A 24244-nucleotide genomic window follows, 5' to 3' on the forward strand; every position below is an offset into this window, starting at 1 on the left:
TCGTGCGTTTAAAGCATATTTGTACGAATTGTAGCAATAAGCATGCGCTTACATCAATTGCGCACGTAGGTTATGCCGACTATGGCGAACTAATTTTAGGAACGCTGCTGCGGCTTCCAGGAGCCCACGTTGGCGTCGTACTGATTAAGCGCGCTGTTGCCACTCTGAGCGATGGGCGCCAGGATCTCGCTTTGGTGAGAACTCATCGACTCGCCATCGGGAATGGCCAGCGAGATATCCCAGCTCTGGCAGATCACGTTGACGCGCTCATACATCCACTCGGCAAGTTGCTTTAAGTGGGCGATGTCGTCCGCATAGACCGTATCGTCCTGATACTTAAGGTTGTTGAGCTCATCTTGCGTCTTTTTGATCTGGTCGCGCAGGGCGTAGGCACTCTGCGACAGCTCCTGACGGGTGGACAGCGGCGTTCGGAGATAGCCGTTGTTAAAGGAATCGATGACCTCGCCGATCTGGTCCTCGTCACCGTAGGACACAATGGTCTGATACAGACCGTCGAGCCTGGTATAGAGCTGATCATCGGTGAGCACGGTTTCTTCCTGGACCACCTCGGCAGAATCGTCTTGCTTGGTATCGTCCTCAGTCGCCTCGCCCTTTTGGCGCGTGGGGAAGGTCGTCTGCGCGGCCTGGCCAAACTGGTCATAGAAGCCAGGCATGACACCCATGGGATCGGCCGTCACGAACCAATAGGCACCGCCGCAAACGACGGCAAGGACCGCGATGACGATGAGCGGCTTGGGGATATGACGCTTGTGCTTGTGATAGGCGTCCTCGTCGGGATGCACCTTGCGCTTGGGTTTTTGAGCATCGTCATGCAGGGAAACGGGCGTGGGAATATCGACCTTGGGGATACCGAAATCCTTATCGAAAGCCGGCAGCACGCAGGTCTCATTGGGGTCGGCGGCGTCTGAGAGCACCGCAGCGGCAGAGGCTGGCGCATGCGGCACCTCGGTATCGATCTGCTCTTGCGTTAGGCGCGGAAAGCCCGCAGTGCGGCCCGCTGCCAGGTCGGATGCGGCCGCGTCCTCAGAGAGGATACCCGGAGCGGGGCGCCCGCATTTGGGGCACGTACGATCATGCGGAGAAAGACGGGCACCGCAGCCCTCACAGAACACGAACTCGGTGTGCTCGGGACCATCGCCCGGACCCACATAGGCGTTGCAGTAGGGGCAAAACGAGGCGCCGTCCTCGATAGTCTTAAGGCAATGCGGGCAGATCACGGCATCCTCTTTTCGAAGCAATTCAAACAATCGAGGTTAGAGCATAACATCGCCACGGCACCACAGGAACAAGGCACCAATTCAACATCGCCAGGGCGCGTAGCTACTTCTTCTTTTTGCTTGGCATCGAGACTTTGATGCCTTGGGCGGACTTGGTCACACGAGAGCGCTTAGCTCCGGTACTCTTCTTTTTCTTGGGCTGGGCCTGGGCCACGCCCTCGAGTGCGCGGGCCTCGGCCTCGCGAGCGGTGCGATCTTCGCGGCGCTGCGCCATGTCGGCGGCGACGCGCTTGGCAAAACGTTCGGCCGTCGAGCCCGTCGAGCTCACCTTGCCGCCACCGCGACCCAGGCGGACGCGCACACCGCGGCCAAAACCAGTTGCGGCATGACGACGACGCGGCTTGAGCGAATCCATCATCGTGACGAGCTTAAAGAACACCGAGCAGGTAAAGACCACGATAACAGCCAAGATAACCATCTGGCCATCGACAGGTTGGCAATAGACAGCAGCTCCGGGAATCCGATAACGCCCACCAGGATGCCGGCGACTACAAACACAAAGAGCACCACACGTAAGGGCGTGAGAGGCTGCGAGATGCGCCAGATTAGGCTGACGCTCGCCGCGCACGACGTAAGCAGGCACATCGTAGACATCGTGAGCTGGCTAAAGCCAAACACGCGCGCCACAAAGATATCGAGCGCCGCAGCCAAAATGACCGCAATCGACGCCGGCAGTGCACGCTTGAGTACGTTGCTCAAAAACGCACCCTTCACACGAGCATTGTTGGGCTCCAGGCCCAACACAAAGCCCGGCGCGCCGATGCAGAAGAAGTTAATGAGCGTCATCTGGATGGGCTCGAAGGGGTACGGCGGCAGCGCGATACACAGCGCCGCCAGGCCCATCGAGAACAGCGTCTTGGTCAGGAACAGTGAGGCCGAACGCTGCAGGTTGTTGATGGAGCGACGGCCCTCGGCCACCACGGCGGGCATCGAGGCAAAGTCGTTGTCGACGAGTACGATCTCGGCCACGTTACGCGCGGCATCGGAGCCGGCCGCCATGGCGACGGAGCAGTCGGCCTCCTTGAGCGCCAGCACGTCGTTGACGCCGTCGCCCGTCATGGCCACGGTGTGCTCGCGGCGCTTGAGCGCCTGCACGAGCTCGCGCTTCTGCTGCGGGGTCACACGACCAAAGACATGGTAGCGGTCCACTGCGGCATCGAGCTTGGCCGGCGTATCGAGCGTCGTAGCGTCCACATAAGCGTCCGCCCCTGGCACGCCCACCACGCGCGCGATCGACGACACCGTACGCGGGTCGTCACCACTGATCACGTTGAGGGTCACGCCCTGCTCGTTAAAATAGCCGATGGTCTCGGCCGCCGAGGTACGAATCTCGTCGCGGATGGTCACAAAGCCCACGGGCTCGGCCTCGCCCACCATATCCCCATCGGGTGTAAAGCCGTCCACGCGCGCCACCACGAGCACGCGGCAGGTATCGGCAAGCTCGGCGACACGGTTCTCGACCTGCGAAAACACACGATCAGAGAGCACAAACTGCGCGGCACCCATCACATAGGAGCCCTGCGCAAAAGAAGCGCCACTCCATTTTTTAGACGACGAGAACGGAATGACCGACAGCGGCTCAAACACCTCGACCGGGCGATCGGCGTAATAGTTGAGCAGCGCCTGGCAGGTCTCGTTGGCATCGGCCGAAGTCGCACGCGCGACGTTAGCCAGCGCAAAATCGAGCACTGTGGTATCGACGGGAACAGCCGCCTCCTCCGAGTCCACGCCAAAGCCAACACCCTCAACAGGCAGCGGGTAGGTGCCCTCGACCTCCATACGACCCGACGTGATGGTGCCCGTCTTGTCCAGGCACAGCACGTCGACGCGCGCGAGCGTCTCGATGCAGTAGAGCTGCTGCGCCAGCACCTTGCGGCGGGCCAGGCGCACCGTGGCGATGGCGAGCACCGACGAGGTCAGCAGCACCAGGCCTTGCGGGATCATGCCCAGCAGGGCGCCCACCGTAGACAGCAGCGCCGACGAAGGCACATGACCAGCCAACAGCTCGGAGAAGCACCACGAAAGCGCGCTATCGCCCGGGGTACCCGCGGCATCCCACAGCTCGCTCACACTCGAGGCAAACAACGCCAAACCGAGCGGGATCATGATGATGCTCGCAAAGCGCCCGATGGCATTAAGCGCATTCATGATCTCGGAATTGACCTTTTTGACGTACTTGGCCTCGTTATTAATTTTAGCCACGTAGTTGTCGGCGCCGACATGAATCACGCGGGCGCGCAGCAGGCCCGAGTCGATAAAGCTGCCGCTCATGAGCTCGGAACCAGGCTGTTTCTTAATAAGGTCGCTCTCGCCCGTCAGCAGGCTCTCGTTCACGAGTGCCTCGCCCGAGACCACCACGGCGTCAGCGGGAATCTGGTCGCCGCGCCCCAGGCGAATGATATCGTCGAGCACGATCTGGTCCAGGTCGAGCTCCACCTCGACGCCGTCGCGCACCGCGATGGCCTTCTTGGAGGTCAGCAGCGTGAGCTTATCGACCATCTTCTTGGAACGCATGGACTGAATGACGCCAATAGCGGTATTGAGGAACACCACGAACAGGAACGTCAGATTCTTAAACGAACCGGTCAAAATGACCAGGAACGCCAAGATCACGTTGATCAAATTGAACAGCGTGCAGAGGTTCTCGATGATGAGCTCTTTGACCGACTTGGTCTTGAGCTCCATGTTGCGGTTGATCTTACCGGCGGCGATGCGCTCCTCGACCTCGGCGGTCGAGAGTCCGCGCTCGATATCCGTTACTGCCATACCACGTCCCATCACGTCGCGTCGGTATAAGAAAAACCGCCCGGACCATGCGAGGTTCGGACGGTCTTACGTTCGATGGTGCCCCATGTTGGATTCGAACCAACGACCTTCTGCTCCGGAGGCAGACGCTCTAATCCCCTGAGCTAATAGGGCGAACGACTGGCATTATACCCAAGTGCGTCATGGGCTAACAAAAGAAAAGAAAAAGCTTTGCAATTCCGTGGGAGACGAGGCGCAACGGCCCACTTTAGAAGGCAAAAGCGAGTCAGATAGTATAAACTCACATGCACCATATACACGGCTCGCGATGCGGGCCGTTTTTGCAAAAGTTATCCATCGAGGTGAGAGGCACACCATGATTGCAATTTTAAAGCAGAGCGCCAGCGACGAGGCCGTAAGCCATATCGTCAGCTGGATTGAGAAAAAGGGTCTGAAGACCGATGTCTCGCGCGGCGAGAACGAGACGATCATCGGCCTGGTGGGCGATACGACCAAGATCGACCCGTTCCTGCTCGAGTCCATGGACGTCGTCGAGCGCGTGCAGCGCGTCTCCGAGCCTTTTAAGCGTGCCAACCGTAAGTTCCACCCCGAGGACTCCGTCATCGACTGCGGTCACGGCGTCAAGATCGGCGGCGACCAGTTCCAAGTCATCGCCGGCCCCTGCTCCGTCGAGGGCGAGAACCTCATTCGCATCGCACGCCGCGTGAAGGCCGCCGGCGCCACGATGCTGCGCGGCGGTGCCTACAAGCCCCGCACCTCCCCCTACGCCTACCAGGGCATGGGCCCCGCCGGCCTCGACCTGCTGTGCGAGGCGTCTGCCGAGCTCGACATGCCGATTGTCACCGAGATCATGGACCCACGCGACGTGCAGGTCTTCCTTGACAAGAAGATTGACGTCATGCAAATCGGCGCCCGCAACGCCCAGAACTTCCCCCTGCTCAAGGAGGTCGGCAAGACCCAGACCCCGATTCTGCTCAAGCGCGGCATGTCCGGCACGATCGACGAGCTGCTCATGGCTGCCGAGTACATCATGAGCGAGGGCAACGACAACGTTATCCTGTGCGAGCGCGGCATCCGCACCTTCGAGACCCGCACCCGCAACACCTTCGACCTCAACGCCGTGCCGGTGCTGCACCACCTGTCGCACCTGCCCGTCGTCGCCGACCCCAGCCACGCCACCGGCTACACCCGCTACGTTGAGCCCATGGCGCTCGCCGCGACCGCCTGCGGCGCCAACGGCCTGGAGATCGAGGTCCACGACGAGCCGAGCCGAGCCTGGTCCGACGGCGCCCAGGCCCTCACCCCCGATCAGTTCGACGACACCATGCGCCGCATCCGAGCCATCCGCGAGGTTGTCTGCCAAGAGACCATGGAGTAGCCCATGGGTACGGTGAGAAACGCGCGCGTTAACCAGGGCGGCCCCAAGTGCGCCGGCATCGTCGGCCTTGGCCTCATCGGCGGTAGCTTTGCCCGCGGCTATGCACAGGCGGGCGTCCGCGTGCTGGCCTGGGACCCCGATGACGATGTCATGACGGCCGCCAGCATGGGCACTGTCGCCGGAGAGCTCAACGACAAGACACTCGGCGAATGCGACATCATCGTCCTGGCTTGCTACCCCGAGGCCTGCATCGAGTGGCTCGAGGCGCATGCCCAGGCGCTCGCCGACGCCACCGACACCGAGGCCATTATGGGCCCCGTGGTGATCGACACGGTGGGCGTCAAGGACATCGTGTGCGAACGCGCCTTTGAGCTTGCCCGCGAACACGGCTTTTACTTTGTGGGCGCGCACCCCATGGCGGGCACCCAGTTCTCGGGCTACGCGCACTCCCGCGCCGACCTGTTCCAGGGCGCCCCGCTCGTGCTCGTTCCGCCCGCGGTGGACGATGCCCTTAAGCTGGAGCTCTTGGGGCAGGTGCGCGAGATGGTGCGCCCCTTGGGCTTTGGCAAGTTCAGCGTGACCAGCGCCGCCGAGCACGACCGCGTCATCGCCTTCACGAGCCAACTTGCGCACGTGGTGTCCAACGCCTACGTAAAGAGCCCGACCGCCCAGGTCCACCACGGTTTTTCGGCCGGTAGCTACCGCGATCTCACCCGCGTGGCGCACCTCAACCCGCAAATGTGGTCCGAGCTCATGATCGACGACGCCGACGCGCTTGCCTTCGAGATCGACCACCTGATCGACTCGCTTGGCGCCTACAGCCGTGCGCTCAAGAACCGCGACCAGCGCTATCTGGAGAATCTCCTTGCCGAGGGCGACCGCATCAAGCGCGCACTCGACGACGAGGCCTCCCACTAGACCACCTATCACGCCAGGTCGAAAGGACCGAAGCTTATGGCGATTGCCATCGATATCGACACTGCACGCCCCTACCAGGTGCATGTTGGCACGTTTTTGCTGGAGCAGGCGGGACCGCTCGTGCGCGCCACTGCCGGCGGCGCCAAGGCCGTCATCGTAACGGACACCAACGTGGGCCCGCTCTACCAGATGCCCGTTAAGCAGAGCCTGGAGGCGTCTGGCTACGAGGTAAGCATCTGCACCTTCGAGGCCGGCGAGGCCCATAAGCGCGCCGAAACCTATGTTGCCATTTTGGAGTTTGTGGCCGAGCACGAGCTTTCGCGCTCCGACGTGATCGTGGCACTCGGCGGCGGCGTCGTGGGCGACGTGGCGGGCTTTGTGGCCGCCACCTACATGCGCGGCTGTAAGTTTGTGCAGATCCCGACGAGCCTGCTCGCCATGGTGGATTCGTCGGTGGGCGGCAAGACCGCCATCGACCTGGCTGCCGGCAAGAACTTGGCCGGCGCCTTTTGGCAGCCGAGCGTGGTTATCGCCGACGTGGGGTGCCTAGCCACCCTCACGCCCGAGCAGTTCGCCGACGGCTGCGGCGAGGTCGTCAAGCACGCCGTGATCGCCGACCCGGAGCTTTTCGCCGAGCTGGAGAAGACCCCGCTCACGCTGGAGCTGCTCAACCGCGATGTGGCGCGCGTAGCGCTCATCATCGCCCGCAATATCGACATCAAGCGCGCCGTGGTCGTTGCCGACGAGCGCGAGACCAACCAGCGCAAGCTCCTCAACTTTGGACACAGCGCCGGACACGCCGTCGAGGCCTGCGAGCACTTTGAGCTCGGACACGGCAACTGCGTGTCGATCGGCATGGGCATCATCACGCGCGCCGCGGCCCTGCACGGCATTTGCGATGCTGCACTGCCCGGTCGTATCGAGGAGCTCTGCGCCCGCCATGGCCTCAAGACCCGCTGCGACCTAGATGCCGATGCCGTTTTTGCCGAGGCGCTCCACGACAAGAAGCGCGCGGGCGACACCATCGACCTGGTGATTCCGCACGGCATTGGCCGCTGCAGCATCGACCGCACGCCGCTTTCCACTTTCCACGAACTCATTGCCGAGGGCCTCGGCCAGAAGGGAGACGCATCCGCATGCTAGCCCGCATCACCCCGTCCCCGCTTAAGGGCACCGTTCCCGCCATCGCGTCCAAGTCGATGGCGCACCGCCTGATCATCTGCGCTGCGCTTGCCAACGGCGAGACGCACGTCGCCTGTAACACCACCTGCGCCGACATCGAGGCTACGGTGCGTTGCCTTACGGCCCTGGGTGCTCGCATCGAGACCGCCGAGGACGGCTTCCAGGTCCACCCCACCATGAAGAGCATTGAATTTGGCCTGCTCAAGGCCCTAGCCGGCGGCACGCTCGACTGCGGCGAGAGTGGCTCCACGCTGCGCTTTATGTTGCCCGTCGCCTGCGCGCTGGGCGCAGAAGCAACTTTTGTGGGTCAGGGACGCTTAGGCGCCCGCCCGCTGTCCCCGCTCTCGGACGAGATTATCGCCGCCGGCTGCGACCTACAGGGTCTGGGCGGTTTTCCGCTCAAGACGAGCGGCCGCATGCGCCCGGGCACCTTTGTGCTTCCGGGCAACGTGAGCTCGCAGTATATCTCCGGCCTGCTGCTGGCGGCCCCGCTACTGGCCCAGCCCTCCTGTGTGCAAGTGACCGGCCTCATCGAGAGCCGCCCCTATATCAACCTGACCATCCAGGCCATGAAGGCCTTTGGTGTCGAGGTCAACGTCGAACGTATCCCCGCCAAGGACGGCCAGCCCGAGGTCACGAACTTCCGCGTAAACAGCGGATCGTACCGTACGCCCGGCAGCGTAGCCGTCGAGGGAGACTGGTCCAACGCCGCCTTTTGGCTGTGCGCCGGCGCCATCGGCACCGACCCCATCACCGTGGAGGGCGTGTCGCTGAGCTCCGCGCAGGGCGACCGCAACGTGCTTGCCGCGCTTTCGCGCTTTGGCGCCCGCATCGTGCGCTCCACCAACGCCGCCACCGTGCAGTCCGACAAGCTCGCCGGCTTTGAGATGAGCGCCCACGACATCCCCGACCTGGTGCCCGTTATCTCGGCCGTGGCCTCGCTGGCTCAGGGCCGCACGTTCATCCGCGATTGCGCCCGTCTGCGTATCAAGGAATCCGACCGCCTGGCCACCACCACCCGCGAGCTCACCGCGCTGGGCGCGCAGGTGCGTATTGCCGGCGACGACCTCATCATCAAGGGCGTCGATGCCTTCACCGGCGGTGAGGTCGATTCGCACAACGACCATCGCATCGCCATGATGGCCGCCATCGCCGCGAGCCGTGCCACCGGCGAGGTCGTGATCCACGGCGCCGAGGCCGTCAACAAGTCCTATCCCGATTTCTTCGACCACTACCGCCTGCTGGGTGGCAAGGTCACGCTCGAGGAGGAATAGTATGTCCTCGACCTTTGGCAACGTTTTGCATCTGAGCATTTTCGGCCAGTCGCACTCCCCTGCTATCGGCTGCTCGCTCGATGGCATCCCGGCGGGCATCGCCGTGGACCAGGAGAAGCTGCAGGCCTTCCTCGACCGTCGCGCCCCCGGTCGCGACGAAACCGCGACCAAACGCCGCGAGCCCGACGTCGCCCACATCATCGCCGGTGTTGTCGATGGACATACCACCGGCGCGCCCATCGCCGCGATTATCGAGAACACCAACACGCGCTCCAAGGACTATTCCGAACTGCGCCGCAAGCCCCGTCCCGGACATGCGGACTTCCCTGCGCGCGTGAAGTATCACAACATGCACGATGTCGCTGGTGGCGGACACTTCTCCGGCCGCCTAACGGCACCCTTATGCATCGCCGGCGGGATCGCGCTGCAGGCGCTCGAGGCCCGCGGCATTCAGGTCATGGCGCACGTCGCGCAGATCGGCGGCATCTCCGACCTGCCGATGGACGATATGGTCTATCGTGAGGCCGACCGCAAGGCGATCCTTACGAACGATCTGCCGTGCATTGACGCCGCCGCAGCCGGCCGCATGCGCGAGGAGATCCTGGCCGCGCGCGACGAACTCGACAGCATCGGCGGCATCGTGGAGTGCGGCATTTACGGGCTTCCCGCGGGCATCGGCGACCCCATGTTCGACGGCATCGAGAACCGCATCGCGCAAATCGCGTTTGGCATTCCCGCCGTAAAGGGCGTGGAGTTTGGCATGGGCTTTGCCGTAGCCGCCATGCGCGGCAGCGAGAACAACGACCCGTATCGCATCGATGCAGAGTCAGGCGAGATCGAGGTTGAATCCAACAACGCCGGAGGCATCCTGGGCGGCATCTCCACCGGCGCGCCCGTCATGTGGCGCATGGCCGTAAAGCCGACGCCCTCGATTGGCCGCGAGCAGCAGACCGTAGACATGGACGCCATGGAAAATGCCGAGCTCTCGGTCCACGGCCGTCACGATCCCTGCATCGTCCCGCGCGCCGTCCCCGTTGCCGAAGCAGCAGCTGCCCTCGCGATTTGGGACGCCCTCCTCGAGGACGCAGGCCAGCTCTAACCCGACTCACCTGAGTTGCCCGTCAACTCTGTCATTACGTGAAAGGGGCCTCCATGGACCTTGCCGATATTCGCCAGACCATCGATGGCATCGACACCACCCTGCTCAACAGCTTTGTCGAGCGTATGGACATTGCCACCGAGGTCGCCAAATCAAAGATCGAGATGGGCAAGGCCGTCTTTGACCCCGCCCGCGAGCGCTCAAAACTCAACAACCTCGCCAGCCGCGCGCCCGAGCGCTACGAGGCGCAGACCATCACCCTGTTCCGTCTCCTCATGAGCATGAGCAAGGCCGAGCAGCAGCGCTACATCAACGAGCTCAAGGGCATTACGATCTCGCAAAAGGCCCACGCCACGGCCGTAGCCTTCGACACGCCCTTCCCCCAGACTGCCAGCGTCGCCTGCCAGGGCGTGGAAGGTGCCTATAGCCAGATCGCCGCGTGCAAGCTCTTCGACGTGCCGGATATTGCGTTCTTCGAGACCTTCGAGGGCGTCATGCGCGCTGTGCGCGACGGCTTCTGCGAGTTTGGCGTGCTGCCCATCGAGAACTCCACCGCCGGCTCGGTCAACGCCGTCTACGACCTGCTCGCCCAGTTCGACTTCCATATCGTGCGCTCGCTGCGCCTCAAGATCGATCACAACCTGCTCGTCAAGCCCGGCACCAAGCTCGCGGACATACGCGAGGTCTACAGCCACGGCCAAGCCATTGCCCAGTGTGCCGGCTTTATCGAGTCCCACGACCTGCACGCCACCAAGTACCCAAACACGGCCATGTCGGCCGAGATGGTCGCCAACTCCGAGCGCACCGACGTCGCCGCCATCGCCTCGCGCAGCTGTGCCACGCTGTATGGCCTGGAGGTGCTGGAGCCCAACATCCAGGACTCCGACAACAACTACACGCGCTTTGTCGTCATCAGCCGCGAGCCCCGCGTCTACCCCGGCGCCAACCGTACCTCGCTCATGATCACCACGGCCAACGAACCGGGCGCCCTTTATCGTGTACTCGAGCGCTTCTATGCGCTCAACATCAACCTCATCAAGCTGGAGAGCCGCCCCATCCCCGGTCGCGACTTTGAGTTTATGTTCTACTTTGACCTGGACTGCCCCTTTGGCAGCAAGGCCCTCGACGACCTGCTCGATTCCATCGACGACGTGTGCGAGAGCTTCACCTACTTTGGCAGCTACACGGAGGTGCTCTAGATGACCGATACCGCCGCAACCCGCCCCTACGGCGTACTGGGCCGCGTGCTGGGCCACAGCTACACCCCGACCATCTACAAGGAGCTCGCTGGGCTCGAGTACGTGCGATTTGAGCGCGAGCCCGAGGACCTCGCGGCCTTTATGACGGGCGACGAATGGGAGGGCACCAACGTGACCATCCCCTACAAGCGCGCCGTCATGGAGTACCTGGACGAGCTGAGTCCGCTCGCCGAGCGTATGGGCAACGTCAACACCATCACGCGCCTGCCCGACGGCCGCCTGCGCGGCGACAACACCGACTACTTTGGTTTTCAGTACCTGGTCGAGGAGTTGGGCGTAGAGGTTGCCGGCAAAAAGGTCCTCGTGCTTGGTGCCACCGGTGGCGCCGGCACCACGGCAAGTATGGTGCTGGGAGACCTGGGTGCCATCGTTGTACCCGTGGGTCGCACGAGCGAGGTCAACTACGACAACATCGCGCAGCAATCCGATGCCGCGCTGCTCGTCAACTGCACGCCCGCCGGCATGTTCCCCCACTGCCCCGACGCGCCCTGCACGCTCGAAGGGCTCGATGCGCTCGAAGGCGTTATCGACATTGTCTACAACCCCGCCCGCACGGGCCTGATGCTCGAGGCCGAGCGCCGCGGCATCCCTTGCATCGGCGGTCTGCTGATGCTCGTGGCCCAAGCGGCACAGGCCGTCGAGCGCTATACCGGCCAAGTCGCCCCGCGCAAGCGCATCCTGGACGTAACGGAGCGCCTGTCGCGCCGCGAACAGAACATCGCGCTGATCGGCATGCCGGGTTCGGGTAAGACCCGCGTGGGTGAGCAGATTGCCCTGCGCACGGGGCGAGAGCACATCGACCTGGACCGCGCCCTCGAGGAACGCCTCGACATGCCCTGTGCCGACTATATCGTCGAGCGCGGCGAGGCGGCCTTCCGCGAGCAGGAGACGGCGGCGCTGTCCGACATCTCCAAGCGTAGCGGCCTGGTGCTCTCCACCGGCGGCGGCGTGGTCACGCGTGACGAGAACTATCCGCTGTTGCACCAGAACAGCCAAATCGTGATGCTCAACCGCAAGCTCGATGAACTCGCCCACAAGGACCGCCCCATCACCGCCCGCGACGGCATCGATAAGCTGGCGGAACAGCGCATGCCGCGCTACCGCGCCTGGGCCGACTACATCATCGACTCACGCGACTGCGCCGCCAACACCGCCCAAGCCCTCCTCGACACCCTCCCACCCGCTCTCTAACCAAAACCACCGCAAAGGGGACAGGCTCCTTTGCGGTGGTTTTGCAATCGCAAAGGAAGCACCCATGAAAGCACTCGTCATTAATGGCCCCAACCTCAACATGCTCGGCATTCGCGAGCCGGGCATCTATGGCAGCGACAACTACGACCGCTTAGTGCAGATCTGCCAGGAGGCAGGCGCCGCACAGGGCTTCGACGAGGTCGAGGTCTTCCAGTCTAACCACGAGGGCAGCATCGTCGACAAGATCCAGGAGGCCTACGGCAAGGTCGACGGCATCGTCATCAACCCGGCTGCCTACACGCACACCAGCGTGGCGATCCTCGACGCCCTCAAGGCCGTTGCCATCCCTGCCGTCGAGGTGCACATCAGCGCCGTAGAGACGCGCGAAGACTTCCGCCAGGTGAGCTATGCGCGCCTAGCTTGCTTCGCCACCATCACCGGCGAGGGCCTGCAGGGCTACGCCCACGCACTGGAGCTGCTGAAAGAGCATCTGCTACACTAATCTTATGGGCAAATGAGTCAGATGCGTTTGTCCCTAAACTAAAGTAACTGTCCAATTGACATACAAAGGAGCATATCCATGTCCCAGTTCGATTACCTCGTCGTCGGTGCCGGCCTTTCGGGCGCCGTCTTTGCCAATGCCGCCAAACGCGCCGGCAAGTCGGTCCTAGTCATCGATCGCCGCGATCACATCGCCGGCAACATTTACACCGAGGACATCGAGGGCATCCAGGTCCACCGCTACGGCGCGCATATCTTCCACACCTCTATGAAGGACGTCTGGGACTACGTCAACCGCTTCGCCGAGTTCAACAACTACGTCAACTCCCCGGTCGCCAACTTCCACGGCAACATGTACAACATGCCCTTCAACATGAACACCTTCGCCAAGATGTGGCCGGGCGTCGTCACGCCGGCAGACGCCAAGGCCAAGATCGCCGAGCAGGTGGCCGCCGAGAACATCGGCGAGCCGCAGAACCTCGAGGAGCAGGCGCTGTCGCTCGTCGGCCGCGACATCTTCGAGACGCTCGTGAAGGGCTACACCGAGAAGCAGTGGGGCCGCGACTGCCGTGACCTGCCCGCGAGCATCATCAAGCGCCTCCCCTGCCGTTTTACCTACGACAACAACTACTTCAACGACCGCTACCAGGGCATCCCCATGGGCGGCTACACCAAGATGGTCGCCAACATGCTCGAGGGCGTCGAGGTGCGCTGCGGCGTGGAGTACAAGGAGCTAATCGCCGCCGAGCCCGATATCGCCGCCAAGACGATCTACTGCGGCCCCATCGACGCGTTCTACGACTTCAAGCTGGGCACGCTCGAGTACCGCAGCCTGCGCTTTGAGACTGAGACGCTCGACGAGCAGGACCATCAGGGCGTGGCCGTGGTCAACTACACCGAGCGCGAGGTCCCCTACACCCGCATCATCGAGCACAAGCACTTCGAGTTCGGCACGCAGGACAAGACCGTCATCACGCGCGAGTACCCGGCGGACTGGAAGCCCGGCGACGAGCCCTACTACCCCATCAACGACGCCAAGAACGAGGCCCTCTACAGGCAGTACGAGGAGCTGGCGGCGCAGGAGGGCGACGTGGTCTTCGCCGGTCGCCTGGGCGGCTACAAGTACTACGACATGGACAAGGCCATCGCCGCCGCCTTCGAGCTCGTCCGCAACGAGCTGGGCGTGGAGCCCACGGAGGCGTAAGAGCCCAACAGCCAAAGGCTGATAGCCATTCTGGGATGTAGAAAGTCCGGTGCAGCATCGCTGCATCGGACTTATTGTTGAGGGAGCACTGCACGCGCGCTCGTCCCAAAAAGCAAAGACCCGGCACAATAACCGGGTCTTCAAAAACTCTCTGGTGCTCCATGGCGGATTCGAACCGTCGACCTTGGGATTAGAAGTCCCCTGCTCTATCCAACTGAGCTAATGGAGCATAAAGCCGCGCGTCCAAGCGGGTACAAGTTCACACGGCTAATAAATTATAACCTACTTGAACTGGTCGTGGTACGCCTTGCAGACCTCGTCCACGGGACCATCCATGCGCAGGTCACCCTTCTCGATCCATACGGCACGCTGGCAAATACGCTCAACCTGCTCCATGGAGTGAGAAACGAACAAGACCGTGACGTCGCCACTCTCGATAAAGTGCTGAATGCGGCGCTCACATTTCTGCTGGAAAAAGACATCGCCAACAGAAAGCGTCTCATCGACAATCAAAATATCGGGCTCGGTAATCGTGGCGATAGCAAAGGCGATACGCGCGACCATACCCGACGAGAAGTTCTTCAAGGGCATGTCAACGAAGTCTTTAAGCTCAGCGAACTCGATGATGCCATCGAAGTTTGCATCAATAAACTCCTTGGTATAACCAAGGAGAGCGCCGTTGAGGTAGATGTTCTCGCGAGCGGAAAGCTCAGGATCAAAACCGGCGCCAAGCTCAATCAACGGCGCAATATTGCCATGAACCTTAACCTCACCCTCAGAGGGCTCAAGGACACCGGCGATGATTTTGAGCATCGTAGACTTGCCAGAACCATTGGTGCCAACCAGACCAACAACCTCGCCGCGATGAACGTCAAACGAAATGTGCTTAAGCGCACGAAACTCCTCAAAAAAGAGCTTATGGCGCGCCAAGGAAATGAAGTACTCCTTGAGGCTACCCAGAGACTCAGAGGCCATATTGAAGATCATCGTTACATCTTTGACCTCGACGGCCATGGGCTGCTTGCTGTAATCGACAGGAGCAGCGGTATTAGTTTCAGACATGCAAGCTCCTTAGATATACAGGATGAATTGATGCTCAGTCTTGTGGAAAATCGTATAGCCAATGGCAAGCGAAATCAAAGCCCAGGCAACGCAAAGACCAAATACCAGAGGGGTCGGACTTTGCTGAAATAGAAAGATGTCGCGCATAAACGTAAGATAGTTATACATAGGATTGGCGTACATAATCACGCGAAGAATATGCGGCATCTGCGCAATAAAATCCGTGGTCCAGAAAATGGGAGTAAAGTACGTCCAAGCGGTGATAACGACGCTCCAAAGATGCATGACATCGCGGAAGAACACAGATAGTGCCGAAAGCATAAGGCCAAGACCCATACAGAACAGCATAAGAAAGAACAAGCAGACCGGCAAAAGAATTAGATGCCAGCTGGGAACGACGCGAAACCAAATCATAACAAGGGCAACGGCGACCAGCGAAAGTGCAAAGTTCACAAGGGAGAACAGGACTTTCTGAACCGGGAACACCCAACGGTGAACCTTAACCTTTTTAAGCAGCGAAGAAGCGCCCAAGATAGAAGACATGGCTTGCGTCGTAGAGTCGGACATCACAGAAAAGGTGACGTTACCGACGATGAGGTACAACGGGTACATATCGGGAGTGATGGAACCGTTGCGACCTTGTGCAAAGATGGTCGAAAAGACGATGGCCATGACAACCATCATCAGCAACGGATTAAGCACCGACCATGCGATACCGAGAACGCTGCGGCGATACTTAAGTTTGAAATCCTTGGTTACCAGCTGCTCAAGAATGAACTTATCTTTTTGGAAATCATTTTTGGCGTGCGATGGAGGCATCGAGGCCTTGGGCGCAACCTGAGTCTGCTCTGTCACGAACGCAACTCCTTACATCGTTTCGTTAGCAACTCGAAAGTATAGCCCCCGCGCACATGGAAAATGCGGCGATGCGCTGACGATAAAAGGAACCCACAAACTCGGCCGCCCCGGCACTCTATACTATTGGAGTTTTGAACCCAACCGAGGAGCACCATGGATTACCGCAACGTTGCCGTGCTTATCCCCTGCTACAACGAGGCAGTCACAATCAAAAAGGTCGTCGAGGACTTTAAGCGCGAACTCCCTGGAGCAGCTATCTATGTCTACGACAACAACTCCACAGACGGAACGGCTCGAATTGCCCGCGACGCCGGGGCAATCGTGCGCTATGAGAGCCGTCAAGGCAAGGGCAATGTCTGCCGCCAGATGTTCCGCGATATCGAGGCAGACTGCTACTTGATGGTCGACGGCGACGATACCTACCCCGCAGAGTCGGCAGCGGCGCTTTGCTCCCCCGTCCTCAATGGCGAAGCAGACATGACGGTAGGCGACCGTCTCTCAAATGGCACGTACGCTGAGGAGAACAAGCGCGCCTTCCACGATTTTGGCAACAACCTGGTGCGCGCCATGATCAAGTGGATCTATGGGTACAGCTTTGATGACGTCATGACGGGCTATCGAGCTATGAGCAGGCCTTTTGTCAAAACGTTCCCCGTGCTTTCCGAGGGCTTCCAGATCGAAACCGAACTTTCTATCCACGCCGTCGACCACCGCTGGCGTATCAAAGACGTGCCCATCGTCTACCGCGACCGCCCCGAAGGATCCGTGTCGAAGCTCAACACGGTCAGTGACGGCATCAAGGTCACCAGCATGATCGGCACGCTCTTTAAGGACTACAGGCCACTTAAGTTTTTTGGACTCACGGCGGCAATCTTCGCAATCATTGGGCTAATACTGGGCATTCCCGTTATAGCTGAATACGCGCAGACCGGTTTGGTACCGCGCCTCCCCACCGCCATCCTTGCTGCAGCCTTTATGTTCCTATGCGGCCTCTCACTTGCCACAGGTTTTGTGCTGGACTCAGTAGCCAAAGTCGAACGCAAACAATGGGAGCTTAAAGTCTATGAGGAATATGAACGTGCAGAAAATCGTGAATAGCGTGGTCAGACTGCTTAGGAAGTTCAACAGCGCCATACCGGCTACATTCACCGCACCGCTAGTACTCGCTCTACCATCTTCTAAAGGAACAGGACTAAATAGGGGTCTGTCGGCATTTCGACAGGCCCCTTTACGTTAAAGTCCCAAATATTCAGTCCAAAACTCACGCGAAGTGAGATACGACCGTGCATCTTTCCAGGCTTTACGAACAGCCCTGCCCTCTTTTCGATAGCGAACCATAAGTTGTCGCTCGCGCTTTCGAATCGCATAGAATCGGTCCATGTCAAGATGGCGCACAGCGCCTTTTGTGCGAGTAGGATCAAGGAACACAACGGTCTTATGCCCCATTGAACTACCTTCAATAACGGCAGAGCCATGCTTAACAACATAGCCTGGCTTTTCGGAAAGCAAGAACGGAGCATAGTGCTTGTCATAAGGAAGGGTACGGAAGTACTTCATGAAGAGCGCCCTGCGGCCATCGTCAGGAAGTATCTGCTTACCACAAAGGACTTCGTCGTTAATACCGGCGCGAGCAAGCAGGTCACCATCAAGTTCCTCAACAGGAACAAGCTTCTCATTGCGCTTGCCATTAGACATCATCAAAGCCGAACCATCAAGGTTCTCCAGATACTCGGGTCCCTTAAGATAATCGTCAATACCATCAAGCGTAAGCTCTGCGGCCGCATAATCGTAGTCACGAAGATTCATACGAACATTTCGTTTAGCACGCATGATTGCCCAGCTCTCTTTAGCACAATCATCCATAGCAATCATGGCAAGAAAATTGCGCGTGTACTGATAACAATCTACAGAAGCCCTAAAACGGCCCTCAAAGCTGGCGTGCCACACGCAGATGCCATCCATGGTCATGTAAACGGGGTTGTTGCGCATGCCAAACTCAACATCATCGCAACGGATAAAGAACGGAACAGGCAAGCCATTCTTCAAGATCGCCTCAACGGGAATACAGCTATACCACCATGCGCCATAAGCCTTAGAAACCTCGATATCCTGACGCTCATTTAAAAGAATATCTGAAAGCTTGGATACATCGAGGTCCTGTTTAAGGCGAGCATAAACAGCTGTATCAACAACATGCGATACGTCTTCAAACTGCCTTATAGGGTCCTCAAGTGAAAGCATGGCACCATTGATGAAGGCATCCTTATACTTTCCTCGAGCAAGCGATAGCAGGTTGAATGTACGAATAAGGCTCTCAGGCATGATGGACACGTCGTCATCCATAACAATGACATGCGTAAACTCACCGGAATGCTCGGTCGCAGCCATCATGCCACGGGCGAAACCTCCGGAACCGCCCGTGTTGGGGTTAGGGAGCACGGTCACGACATCATCAGAAAGAGCATCAACGTCGAGCGAACGTCCATTGTCGACGACAAACATGTGAAAATTATCGGCAAACGGAGCACCCTCAGCAGCAATGCCATTTTTAACCAGGGAAATGTTTGGGATGATGTACTTCTCATTTTTGAATGTAGTAGTGCAAAGGGCAATGCGAACGTCATTGACAGCCGATGCATCAACGCAGGTCGAGAAAGAACCCGCAAAGACATCAACAGTCGAAGCCCCCTCAGAAATAATTGAGAATCCGGCTAGGTCAAACTTATCCACCTCAACGGGAACAGAAAAATCAGAGATATCCTCAAAATCAAACGAATGATACGAAAGGATTTTAGGCTCATTAGAGTCAACAGGAACACCGCGAAGAACAACGCGACCAGAACCCTTGAGAGTAAGCGATAACTTTAAATTGTCAATCTGTGCATATTGACGCCATTTGCATACAGAGCAGGCATTTACATATGTGAGAAAGTCCACGTCCCCTTTAATTCGCAGAGCAGATGAACTCTCAGAATAAACAGCCTCACCAGAAATAACGCGATAGTAAATCTCGGGATGATCAGCCGCATGCCTATCGACGCGCAAAACGATATTAGATAGCTTAAAGCCAGACATTAGTTGCTCCATTAAGGCACCTATTACTATTTGAGATGTTTAAGAAGACGGGATTTATACTCGTCCTCCGTCCAAGTTTGCTCTATCCTCTCGCGACGCTTGGAACCTGAAGGATAAAGGATAGATAAAGCAGAACCAGCGATATTTGCAGCGACTTGCCTCTTATCAGACCCAACGGGGAGCTTTTCCGCAATCGCCTTCCTCAGACCAGACTTCTGCTCAGCATCTTTGTGAATTCGATATGAGACCATATTGCTAAGGAGAACTTCATAAAAAGAACCCTCTCTAGCGATACGCCAAAAATCAGTAGTAACAGAACTAGGCTCGGGATTTGAAAAAACTAGTGGGTCATATTGCACAATGGATGGATTCGCAACCTCTTTAAACTTACGGAATAGGCTCAGAGGAGCCGCAGGCGCTAAACCCTTTCTCCAATAATCGGCATCGACGGGATATGCCCAAGATAGATCAAGCGATTCGCAACGACCCTCATAGATAACATTAAACGCTTCACTGGCCCTAAGCTGATAATTATGCTTAAGATATAGGTTCTTAATAGATTCGAAATCAGCCTCATTTCGAAGTTGATCAAGATCGAGAACCATCACAGACGTATCGAAATAACCGTAGGGATCCTGAATACCTAGCTCATGACGACATCTCTTGTAGAGACGATCGAGCGGCTCATTAATTCTTGCACGGTCAATAACGCTCTCGGCCGCAACGATGGGCTTCTCGGAGGAACGGAAGCGCTGCCACAACTCTGAAGTAAGGCCATAAAACAACGTATGCCACTCAAAAGAAATAACTCGATGATAGTCAGGCAAAAGCCAGGGAAGCAGAATCTCGGGGTCGATCGACTGACGGAATTTAACGTCATTTAACTTTGCCTTAACATATCCGACTCGATCGAAAAGGCCGTAATCAATCTGATCCAAGTCGATAAAACGAACACTAAAATTATCAGCGGCTTCACAGCTACGATTTATTTCAGCTTTAACGAAAGCAGAAAGTTCACGACCCAAAACAATTAAGTCATATAGAACAGCGGAGCCCGAGTTGGCCTTTATGAAAGACCTAAGCGTAACATCGATTATCGATGCGTCAAAATCACGTTCAACGGCGTTAAAAACAATTGGGATTGCGTTTTCGACAGGCTTCAGGCGAAGACTATCAAGCGGTTCAGTAACATTGAAGTAAACAAGTGGGACATGCTTAACATGTGCTCCGTTCTTTTCTATGTGAAAAATGAACACACTGTAGAGGATCTCGGCCATAAAGCCAAAAATCCTCGAACGCATCTGGTTGTAATGAGACAAATCGACAAGTGCCTCAAGCCTCGAAAGAACATCGAACTCAAAATGGCACATCTTATTGAATAGGTCCTTCTTCATAACAAAACAGTTATAACCAAGGAACCACTTATCTTCGAGGTACAAATGAAGGTCGTCTGAATACTCGGGATAAAACTCGTCAACGATCTTGATCATCTGGTCAAGATCGTTGACGTTAATCAAATCGCGATCATGGGCAGCCCAGTGCTTATAAACCGTTTTCTGTTTTCCTTTAGGAGTTGAAAGACCGCTAACATCTTCAAGCAGACCAACCACGCAATCATACCGCTCGATCACCGAGGACATTTCGCTCGCATCTTCAAGGCCAAAGCGATCCATGTTGAATGAATCGAGAAAACCCGCTTCAACTTGATTACGCTGAGTGAACTCGAAATCTCCATCAGAAAAAGTTAGGAAACGACGATAGTGGCAAAGACCAAGATAGTCGGCGTCAAGATTTTTCCAGGCCCAATACTGAGCAGTTAACTCACAGTACGAGCCATTCTTAGCGGAAATATTTTCGCCCTCATCATCATGAGCAATACCCTCCATACGCCGGGGCGCGATAGCAGACCCAACCTGAACGGGAACATAAAGGGGGTTATGCGGGAGCTCGGAAGGTTTATGACAAGCTACGGCAATTTTAATATCAGTCATTCAGCACTCCAGAACGGGTCATGAAACCAAGTCATTAACGTCTATCTTATACAAACACATGTCCCCCTGGCTAAGAACGAGTTCAAAACCGGGAGTGTTCTCGGTAATATCAAAAATACCCGACCAATCTTTTCTATCATGAGGCACATACGGAATGATGGAGCCCGAGGGAGAATTACTATCAAGTATGAGAACGTACTTAGCGTTCAGATTTCGGACACAGTCCGAAACACGCTTGTCTGACGCGATATTGCTCAAACCCATGCGGATAGGCTTATCAGTTAGGTTGCTAGGATTAGCTTTTATGTTTCTATAAACCACATTCATACCAGTTGATCCGTACAACATGCCGCTTCCATCAAAAGGCAAATTAATAACTACATCGTCTTTAACGATGGGAATGCATTTGGCAATAAAATCCCACTCTTCAGTATCAATTCCCTCAAGGTTATTCATTGAATAGGTTCGTTCTACGTTGCTTTTAATAGAGCCGAAAGGCGTATCAAACCAAGAACCGTCTGCCAGCTGGAAACTAGGCAACAAAAGAAAATAAAGGAAAACAAGCGACCCGGCAAAACAAAACGAGACACGAAGGACGCGCGCAAAACGTTGGACTAGACGAATGGAAGCACGCGCGATAGCAGAATAAGCAACACAGAGAAGCGGCGTTGAGCACATCGCTGCCATAGCGCCCACTCGATAATAGTCCGTGTACCAAAAACCGGAAAAATAGCTTTGAAGCGGGAAGTCCTTAGTATACGAAGCAATAAAAAGTAACGTACAAAAAAGATAGAGCCAGCTGACATATTTAACCGAAGAACGCGTAAAGGAAAGAAAGAGTCCCAGAAGCAGAAGCGGAGCGACTAGATACTGAATTTCAAACATTCCACCATACTTGAGTTCAAGAGCGGAAACTAAGGCTTGACCCAGAGATGCGTCATTGGACCAATTGTAATGAACAATGCCGCTCAAAAAAGGAGATATGTATAGAAGTGTCCAGATGGCGAAAACAAAACTAACTACTAGCAGAAAAGATAGGAGGGATTTAGAGGAATTCGATTTGCAGAGGCTTGGATATATAACCAAAATCCGGTCACGAACAAAACAAAAAATGATTGGAATACAGAAAACTCCGCCCGTAAATACAGCATTCGGTTGAGCAGTCGCCATAGCAAATAACACAACAGACAATGAAACGAATACCTTGACAAAGGACCGCTTCTCACAAGGGAAAAGGAGTTCCCAAAATAAAAAGACAAATGCAGGAACCAAAGCAAAAGCCAGCAAGTTTGAAGCGAGCTGGCCCCAAACCAAAAAGGCCCACGGAAAACCAGCGTTTCCGACACAAGCAAGGGCCCCCACACGTGTCTCAAGGGTTCTAGAACCAAAAAGACGCGAACAGACCAGAAGTGATCCAAGGGGATAAACCGCTCCACAAATTACAACAACAGCAATGTTAGATGCCATAGTAACCGTGCAACCAGGCAACGCAGTAAGAGCTGCGCAAAAGACATGGTAGGCCGCAGGATAAAATCCGGAAAGCGGTACAAGATTTACTTCTTGTGACACATGTAGAGTCGAATAGGTACCAGATTCGACAAATACCCTAATGAAATCTAGATGAGCGCTCGAATCATTCGACGTTGAAAAAGAGTAAGGACCATCGATCGGAAGTATGAAGAGCACCGTGATAAATATTGCCGCGATGAGCAAATAAAGCGCAATAAGAGAGAAAGTTGGCCCGTTTTGAGAGTCGTGCTGCACATGTGGCAGTCGATTTCTTTCGCAAAGTCGCGAGAATACACCGGAAACAATAAGTAAAACCAGAGTAACGAGTAGACATATCAGAAGGAACTTAACGTTGCTAACATTAATACCGGCAAGCCCAAGCAAAATGCCAACAACAACAAACACCGAAAGTGAGAAACTCGGAGCAAGACAAATTGATGTTTCCAGCCTAAATCCGGCAAAACGGAAAGCAATAGAACCGGGCCCATAAAGAAGCGCAGCAGCAATACAAAGGTCTAGAAAATAATAAAGCCAAGATGGATTCATAACGTTAAACACCGTAAATAACGATTACAAAGACTTCAAATACAAAGAAAGAGAGCTGTCCCATTCCCGCATATGGAAGCCAGATGCCTCGAGCTTGGACAGGTCGAGAGCGGAGTGAACCGGGCGCGGGGCGATGGGGCCGGCGGCGCCGGCGTAGTAGTCGGCGGTCGAAACCGGCACGACCCTGTCGCCGTTGCCGTTGGCGGCCTCGAAGACGGCGCGGGCGATATCGGCCCAGGACTTCACGGCGCCGGAGCCGGTGCAGTCGTAGGTGCCGTAGGGGGCGTGCGTCCCCAGCACGTGGAAGATGGCCTCGGCCATGTCGCGCGTGAAGGTCAGGCGGCCCAGCTGGTCGTCGACGACCGTGACCTGCGCGAGCCCGTCCTCCGGGTCGGCGACGCGGTCGGACAGCCCCTTCATGGTCCTGACGAAGTTGTGGCCCTCGCCGATGACCCAGCTGGAGCGCATGATGTAGTGGCGCGGGCACCCGGCCACGGCGATGTCGCCGGCGGCCTTGGTCTGGCCGTAGACGGACAGCGGGGAGAACGGCTCGTCCTCCGTGTGGACCTCGGCGGTGCCGTCGAAGACGTAGTCGCTGGACACGTGGACGAGGGTGATCCCGTGCCCGGCGCAGGTGCGGGCCAGAAGCGCCGGGCCGGTCGCGTTGGCCTTCCAGGCGGTCACGCGGCCCTCGGGGGTCTCCGCCCTGTCCACGGCGGTGTAGGCGCCGCAGTTGATCACGGTGCCGTAGAGCGACCAGTCGTATTTGGAGTAGGCCTCCGGGTCGGACATGTCGAAGGTGTCGATGTCGCAGAAGTCGAAGTCCTTGGCGACGCCGCGCTCCTCGGCGAGCGCGCGCACCGCGCGGCCCAGCTGGCCGTAGCAGCCGGTGACGAGGGTGCGCCTGGGCGCCATGGGGACTACGTCCCTGAGCATCGGGTGGCCGAGGTCGGCCTCGGAGACGGTGGCCTCATCGAGCGGGATCGGCCACTGGATGTTAAGCTCCGGGTCGGCGAGGTTCACGAAGGTGTAGGTCCTCTTCAGCTCCAGCGACCAGTGGGCGTCCACCAGGTAGGTGTAGGCGGTGCCGTCCTCCAGGGCCTGGAAGGAGTTGCCCACGCCGCGCGGGACGT

General features: G+C 57.4%; 19 protein-coding genes, 2 tRNA genes and 1 pseudogene. 10 read left to right on the top strand and 12 right to left on the bottom strand.

The features are described from left to right. Window positions 1–95 precede the first annotated feature (95 nt). From GDJ93_RS07035 to GDJ93_RS07045, 4 genes are all read right to left on the bottom strand, one after another. A complete protein-coding gene (locus GDJ93_RS07035) occupies window positions 96–1238 on the bottom strand; it encodes a zinc ribbon domain-containing protein (protein ID WP_193221479.1) in 1143 nt (380 codons plus the stop codon). Between the two features lie 103 nt (window positions 1239–1341). After that, the gene (locus GDJ93_RS10145) at window positions 1342–1707 is read right to left on the bottom strand and encodes a hypothetical protein (protein WP_226812521.1); all 366 of its coding nucleotides are present in this window, start codon (window positions 1705–1707) and stop codon (window positions 1342–1344) included. Continuing rightward, complete coding sequence (locus GDJ93_RS07040; RefSeq protein WP_226812523.1) at window positions 1653–4064, bottom strand: HAD-IC family P-type ATPase; 2412 nt, start codon at window positions 4062–4064, stop codon at window positions 1653–1655. Before GDJ93_RS07040 ends, GDJ93_RS10145 begins: the two co-directional genes overlap by 55 nt. A gap of 76 nt (window positions 4065–4140) precedes the next feature. Then, window positions 4141–4217, bottom strand: a tRNA-Arg gene (locus GDJ93_RS07045). Between the two features lie 202 nt (window positions 4218–4419). On the opposite strand from GDJ93_RS07045, the gene aroF reads away from it, so the two are divergent. The 9 genes from aroF (at window position 4420) to glf (ending at window position 14070) form a co-directional block, all read left to right on the top strand. Then, the gene (aroF, locus tag GDJ93_RS07050; protein WP_022094767.1) at window positions 4420–5442 is read left to right on the top strand and encodes a 3-deoxy-7-phosphoheptulonate synthase; all 1023 of its coding nucleotides are present in this window, start codon (window positions 4420–4422) and stop codon (window positions 5440–5442) included. Between the two features lie 3 nt (window positions 5443–5445). Further along, on the top strand, window positions 5446–6360 hold the full coding sequence (locus GDJ93_RS07055) for a prephenate dehydrogenase (RefSeq protein ID WP_152068249.1): 915 nt from the start codon (window positions 5446–5448) through the stop codon (window positions 6358–6360). 36 nt (window positions 6361–6396) lie between these two features. Continuing rightward, the gene (gene aroB / locus GDJ93_RS07060) at window positions 6397–7503 is read left to right on the top strand and encodes a 3-dehydroquinate synthase (RefSeq protein ID WP_152068250.1); all 1107 of its coding nucleotides are present in this window, start codon (window positions 6397–6399) and stop codon (window positions 7501–7503) included. Further along, window positions 7497–8816 (top strand): 3-phosphoshikimate 1-carboxyvinyltransferase, encoded by a 1320-nt coding sequence (aroA, locus tag GDJ93_RS07065; RefSeq protein WP_152068251.1) that lies wholly within the window; start codon window positions 7497–7499, stop codon window positions 8814–8816. The genes aroB and aroA overlap by 7 nt, the downstream gene beginning before the upstream one ends. A 1-nt stretch (window position 8817) precedes the next feature. Then, window positions 8818–9915 (top strand): chorismate synthase, encoded by a 1098-nt coding sequence (aroC, locus tag GDJ93_RS07070; RefSeq protein WP_152068252.1) that lies wholly within the window; start codon window positions 8818–8820, stop codon window positions 9913–9915. A 53-nt stretch (window positions 9916–9968) separates the two neighbouring features. Next, the gene (pheA, locus tag GDJ93_RS07075; RefSeq protein ID WP_152068253.1) at window positions 9969–11114 is read left to right on the top strand and encodes a prephenate dehydratase; all 1146 of its coding nucleotides are present in this window, start codon (window positions 9969–9971) and stop codon (window positions 11112–11114) included. Then, window positions 11115–12365 (top strand): shikimate kinase, encoded by a 1251-nt coding sequence (locus GDJ93_RS07080; protein ID WP_152068254.1) that lies wholly within the window; start codon window positions 11115–11117, stop codon window positions 12363–12365. A 64-nt stretch (window positions 12366–12429) separates the two neighbouring features. Then, window positions 12430–12867, top strand: a complete 438-nt coding sequence (gene aroQ / locus GDJ93_RS07085; RefSeq protein WP_118079766.1) for a type II 3-dehydroquinate dehydratase — start codon at window positions 12430–12432, stop codon at window positions 12865–12867. A gap of 78 nt (window positions 12868–12945) precedes the next feature. Further along, window positions 12946–14070, top strand: a complete 1125-nt coding sequence (glf, locus tag GDJ93_RS07090) for a UDP-galactopyranose mutase (protein WP_152068255.1) — start codon at window positions 12946–12948, stop codon at window positions 14068–14070. A gap of 152 nt (window positions 14071–14222) precedes the next feature. Here the strand turns inward: glf and GDJ93_RS07095 are convergent. The 3 genes from GDJ93_RS07095 to GDJ93_RS07105 form a co-directional block, all read right to left on the bottom strand. Next, window positions 14223–14299: transfer RNA gene (locus tag GDJ93_RS07095), tRNA-Arg, on the bottom strand. 53 nt (window positions 14300–14352) lie between these two features. Next, window positions 14353–15132: an ABC transporter ATP-binding protein gene (locus tag GDJ93_RS07100; protein WP_152068256.1), complete on the bottom strand. Its 780-nt coding sequence runs from the start codon at window positions 15130–15132 to the stop codon at window positions 14353–14355. A 9-nt stretch (window positions 15133–15141) separates the two neighbouring features. Next, on the bottom strand, window positions 15142–15951 hold the full coding sequence (locus GDJ93_RS07105) for an ABC transporter permease (RefSeq protein WP_152068271.1): 810 nt from the start codon (window positions 15949–15951) through the stop codon (window positions 15142–15144). 192 nt (window positions 15952–16143) lie between these two features. Here GDJ93_RS07105 and GDJ93_RS07110 point away from each other — a divergent pair, with 192 nt between their 5' ends. Continuing rightward, a complete protein-coding gene (locus GDJ93_RS07110; protein ID WP_152068257.1) occupies window positions 16144–17088 on the top strand; it encodes a glycosyltransferase family 2 protein in 945 nt (314 codons plus the stop codon). A gap of 135 nt (window positions 17089–17223) precedes the next feature. Here GDJ93_RS07110 and GDJ93_RS07115 read toward each other — a convergent pair whose 3' ends face one another. From GDJ93_RS07115 to GDJ93_RS10150, 5 genes and pseudogenes are all read right to left on the bottom strand, one after another. Then, window positions 17224–19065 (bottom strand): glycosyltransferase, encoded by a 1842-nt coding sequence (locus GDJ93_RS07115; RefSeq protein WP_193221480.1) that lies wholly within the window; start codon window positions 19063–19065, stop codon window positions 17224–17226. A gap of 26 nt (window positions 19066–19091) precedes the next feature. Continuing rightward, window positions 19092–21056 (bottom strand): DUF4422 domain-containing protein, encoded by a 1965-nt coding sequence (locus GDJ93_RS07120; RefSeq protein ID WP_152068259.1) that lies wholly within the window; start codon window positions 21054–21056, stop codon window positions 19092–19094. Between the two features lie 18 nt (window positions 21057–21074). Then, a complete protein-coding gene (locus GDJ93_RS07125) occupies window positions 21075–23111 on the bottom strand; it encodes a DUF6541 family protein (protein ID WP_152068260.1) in 2037 nt (678 codons plus the stop codon). Between the two features lie 24 nt (window positions 23112–23135). Next, complete coding sequence (locus GDJ93_RS07130) at window positions 23136–24026, bottom strand: SDR family oxidoreductase (protein ID WP_226812529.1); 891 nt, start codon at window positions 24024–24026, stop codon at window positions 23136–23138. A gap of 21 nt (window positions 24027–24047) precedes the next feature. Further along, window positions 24048–24230, bottom strand: a pseudogene (locus GDJ93_RS10150) (dTDP-4-dehydrorhamnose 3,5-epimerase family protein); the annotation flags it as partial. Window positions 24231–24244 lie beyond the last annotated feature (14 nt).

Source organism: Collinsella aerofaciens (genome assembly GCF_902501475.1).
Classification (GTDB): domain Bacteria; phylum Actinomycetota; class Coriobacteriia; order Coriobacteriales; family Coriobacteriaceae; genus Collinsella; species Collinsella aerofaciens_AL.

What these genes read in the sequence shown, in the direction of transcription:
- GDJ93_RS07040 (WP_226812523.1), bottom strand. Translation starts at nt 4,064, where the DNA reads ATGGCAGTAACGGATATCGAGCGCGGACTCTCGACCGCCGAGGTCGAG.
- aroF (WP_022094767.1), top strand. Translation starts at nt 4,420, where the DNA reads ATGATTGCAATTTTAAAGCAGAGCGCCAGCGACGAGGCCGTAAGCCAT.
- GDJ93_RS07055 (WP_152068249.1), top strand. Translation starts at nt 5,446, where the DNA reads ATGGGTACGGTGAGAAACGCGCGCGTTAACCAGGGCGGCCCCAAGTGC.
- aroB (WP_152068250.1), top strand. Translation starts at nt 6,397, where the DNA reads ATGGCGATTGCCATCGATATCGACACTGCACGCCCCTACCAGGTGCAT.
- aroA (WP_152068251.1), top strand. Translation starts at nt 7,497, where the DNA reads ATGCTAGCCCGCATCACCCCGTCCCCGCTTAAGGGCACCGTTCCCGCC.
- aroC (WP_152068252.1), top strand. Translation starts at nt 8,818, where the DNA reads ATGTCCTCGACCTTTGGCAACGTTTTGCATCTGAGCATTTTCGGCCAG.
- pheA (WP_152068253.1), top strand. Translation starts at nt 9,969, where the DNA reads ATGGACCTTGCCGATATTCGCCAGACCATCGATGGCATCGACACCACC.
- GDJ93_RS07080 (WP_152068254.1), top strand. Translation starts at nt 11,115, where the DNA reads ATGACCGATACCGCCGCAACCCGCCCCTACGGCGTACTGGGCCGCGTG.
- aroQ (WP_118079766.1), top strand. Translation starts at nt 12,430, where the DNA reads ATGAAAGCACTCGTCATTAATGGCCCCAACCTCAACATGCTCGGCATT.
- glf (WP_152068255.1), top strand. Translation starts at nt 12,946, where the DNA reads ATGTCCCAGTTCGATTACCTCGTCGTCGGTGCCGGCCTTTCGGGCGCC.
- GDJ93_RS07100 (WP_152068256.1), bottom strand. Translation starts at nt 15,132, where the DNA reads ATGTCTGAAACTAATACCGCTGCTCCTGTCGATTACAGCAAGCAGCCC.
- GDJ93_RS07105 (WP_152068271.1), bottom strand. Translation starts at nt 15,951, where the DNA reads ATGCCTCCATCGCACGCCAAAAATGATTTCCAAAAAGATAAGTTCATT.
- GDJ93_RS07110 (WP_152068257.1), top strand. Translation starts at nt 16,144, where the DNA reads ATGGATTACCGCAACGTTGCCGTGCTTATCCCCTGCTACAACGAGGCA.
- GDJ93_RS07115 (WP_193221480.1), bottom strand. Translation starts at nt 19,065, where the DNA reads ATGTCTGGCTTTAAGCTATCTAATATCGTTTTGCGCGTCGATAGGCAT.
- GDJ93_RS07120 (WP_152068259.1), bottom strand. Translation starts at nt 21,056, where the DNA reads ATGACTGATATTAAAATTGCCGTAGCTTGTCATAAACCTTCCGAGCTC.
- GDJ93_RS07125 (WP_152068260.1), bottom strand. Translation starts at nt 23,111, where the DNA reads ATGAATCCATCTTGGCTTTATTATTTTCTAGACCTTTGTATTGCTGCT.
- GDJ93_RS07130 (WP_226812529.1), bottom strand. Translation starts at nt 24,026, where the DNA reads ATGGCGCCCAGGCGCACCCTCGTCACCGGCTGCTACGGCCAGCTGGGC.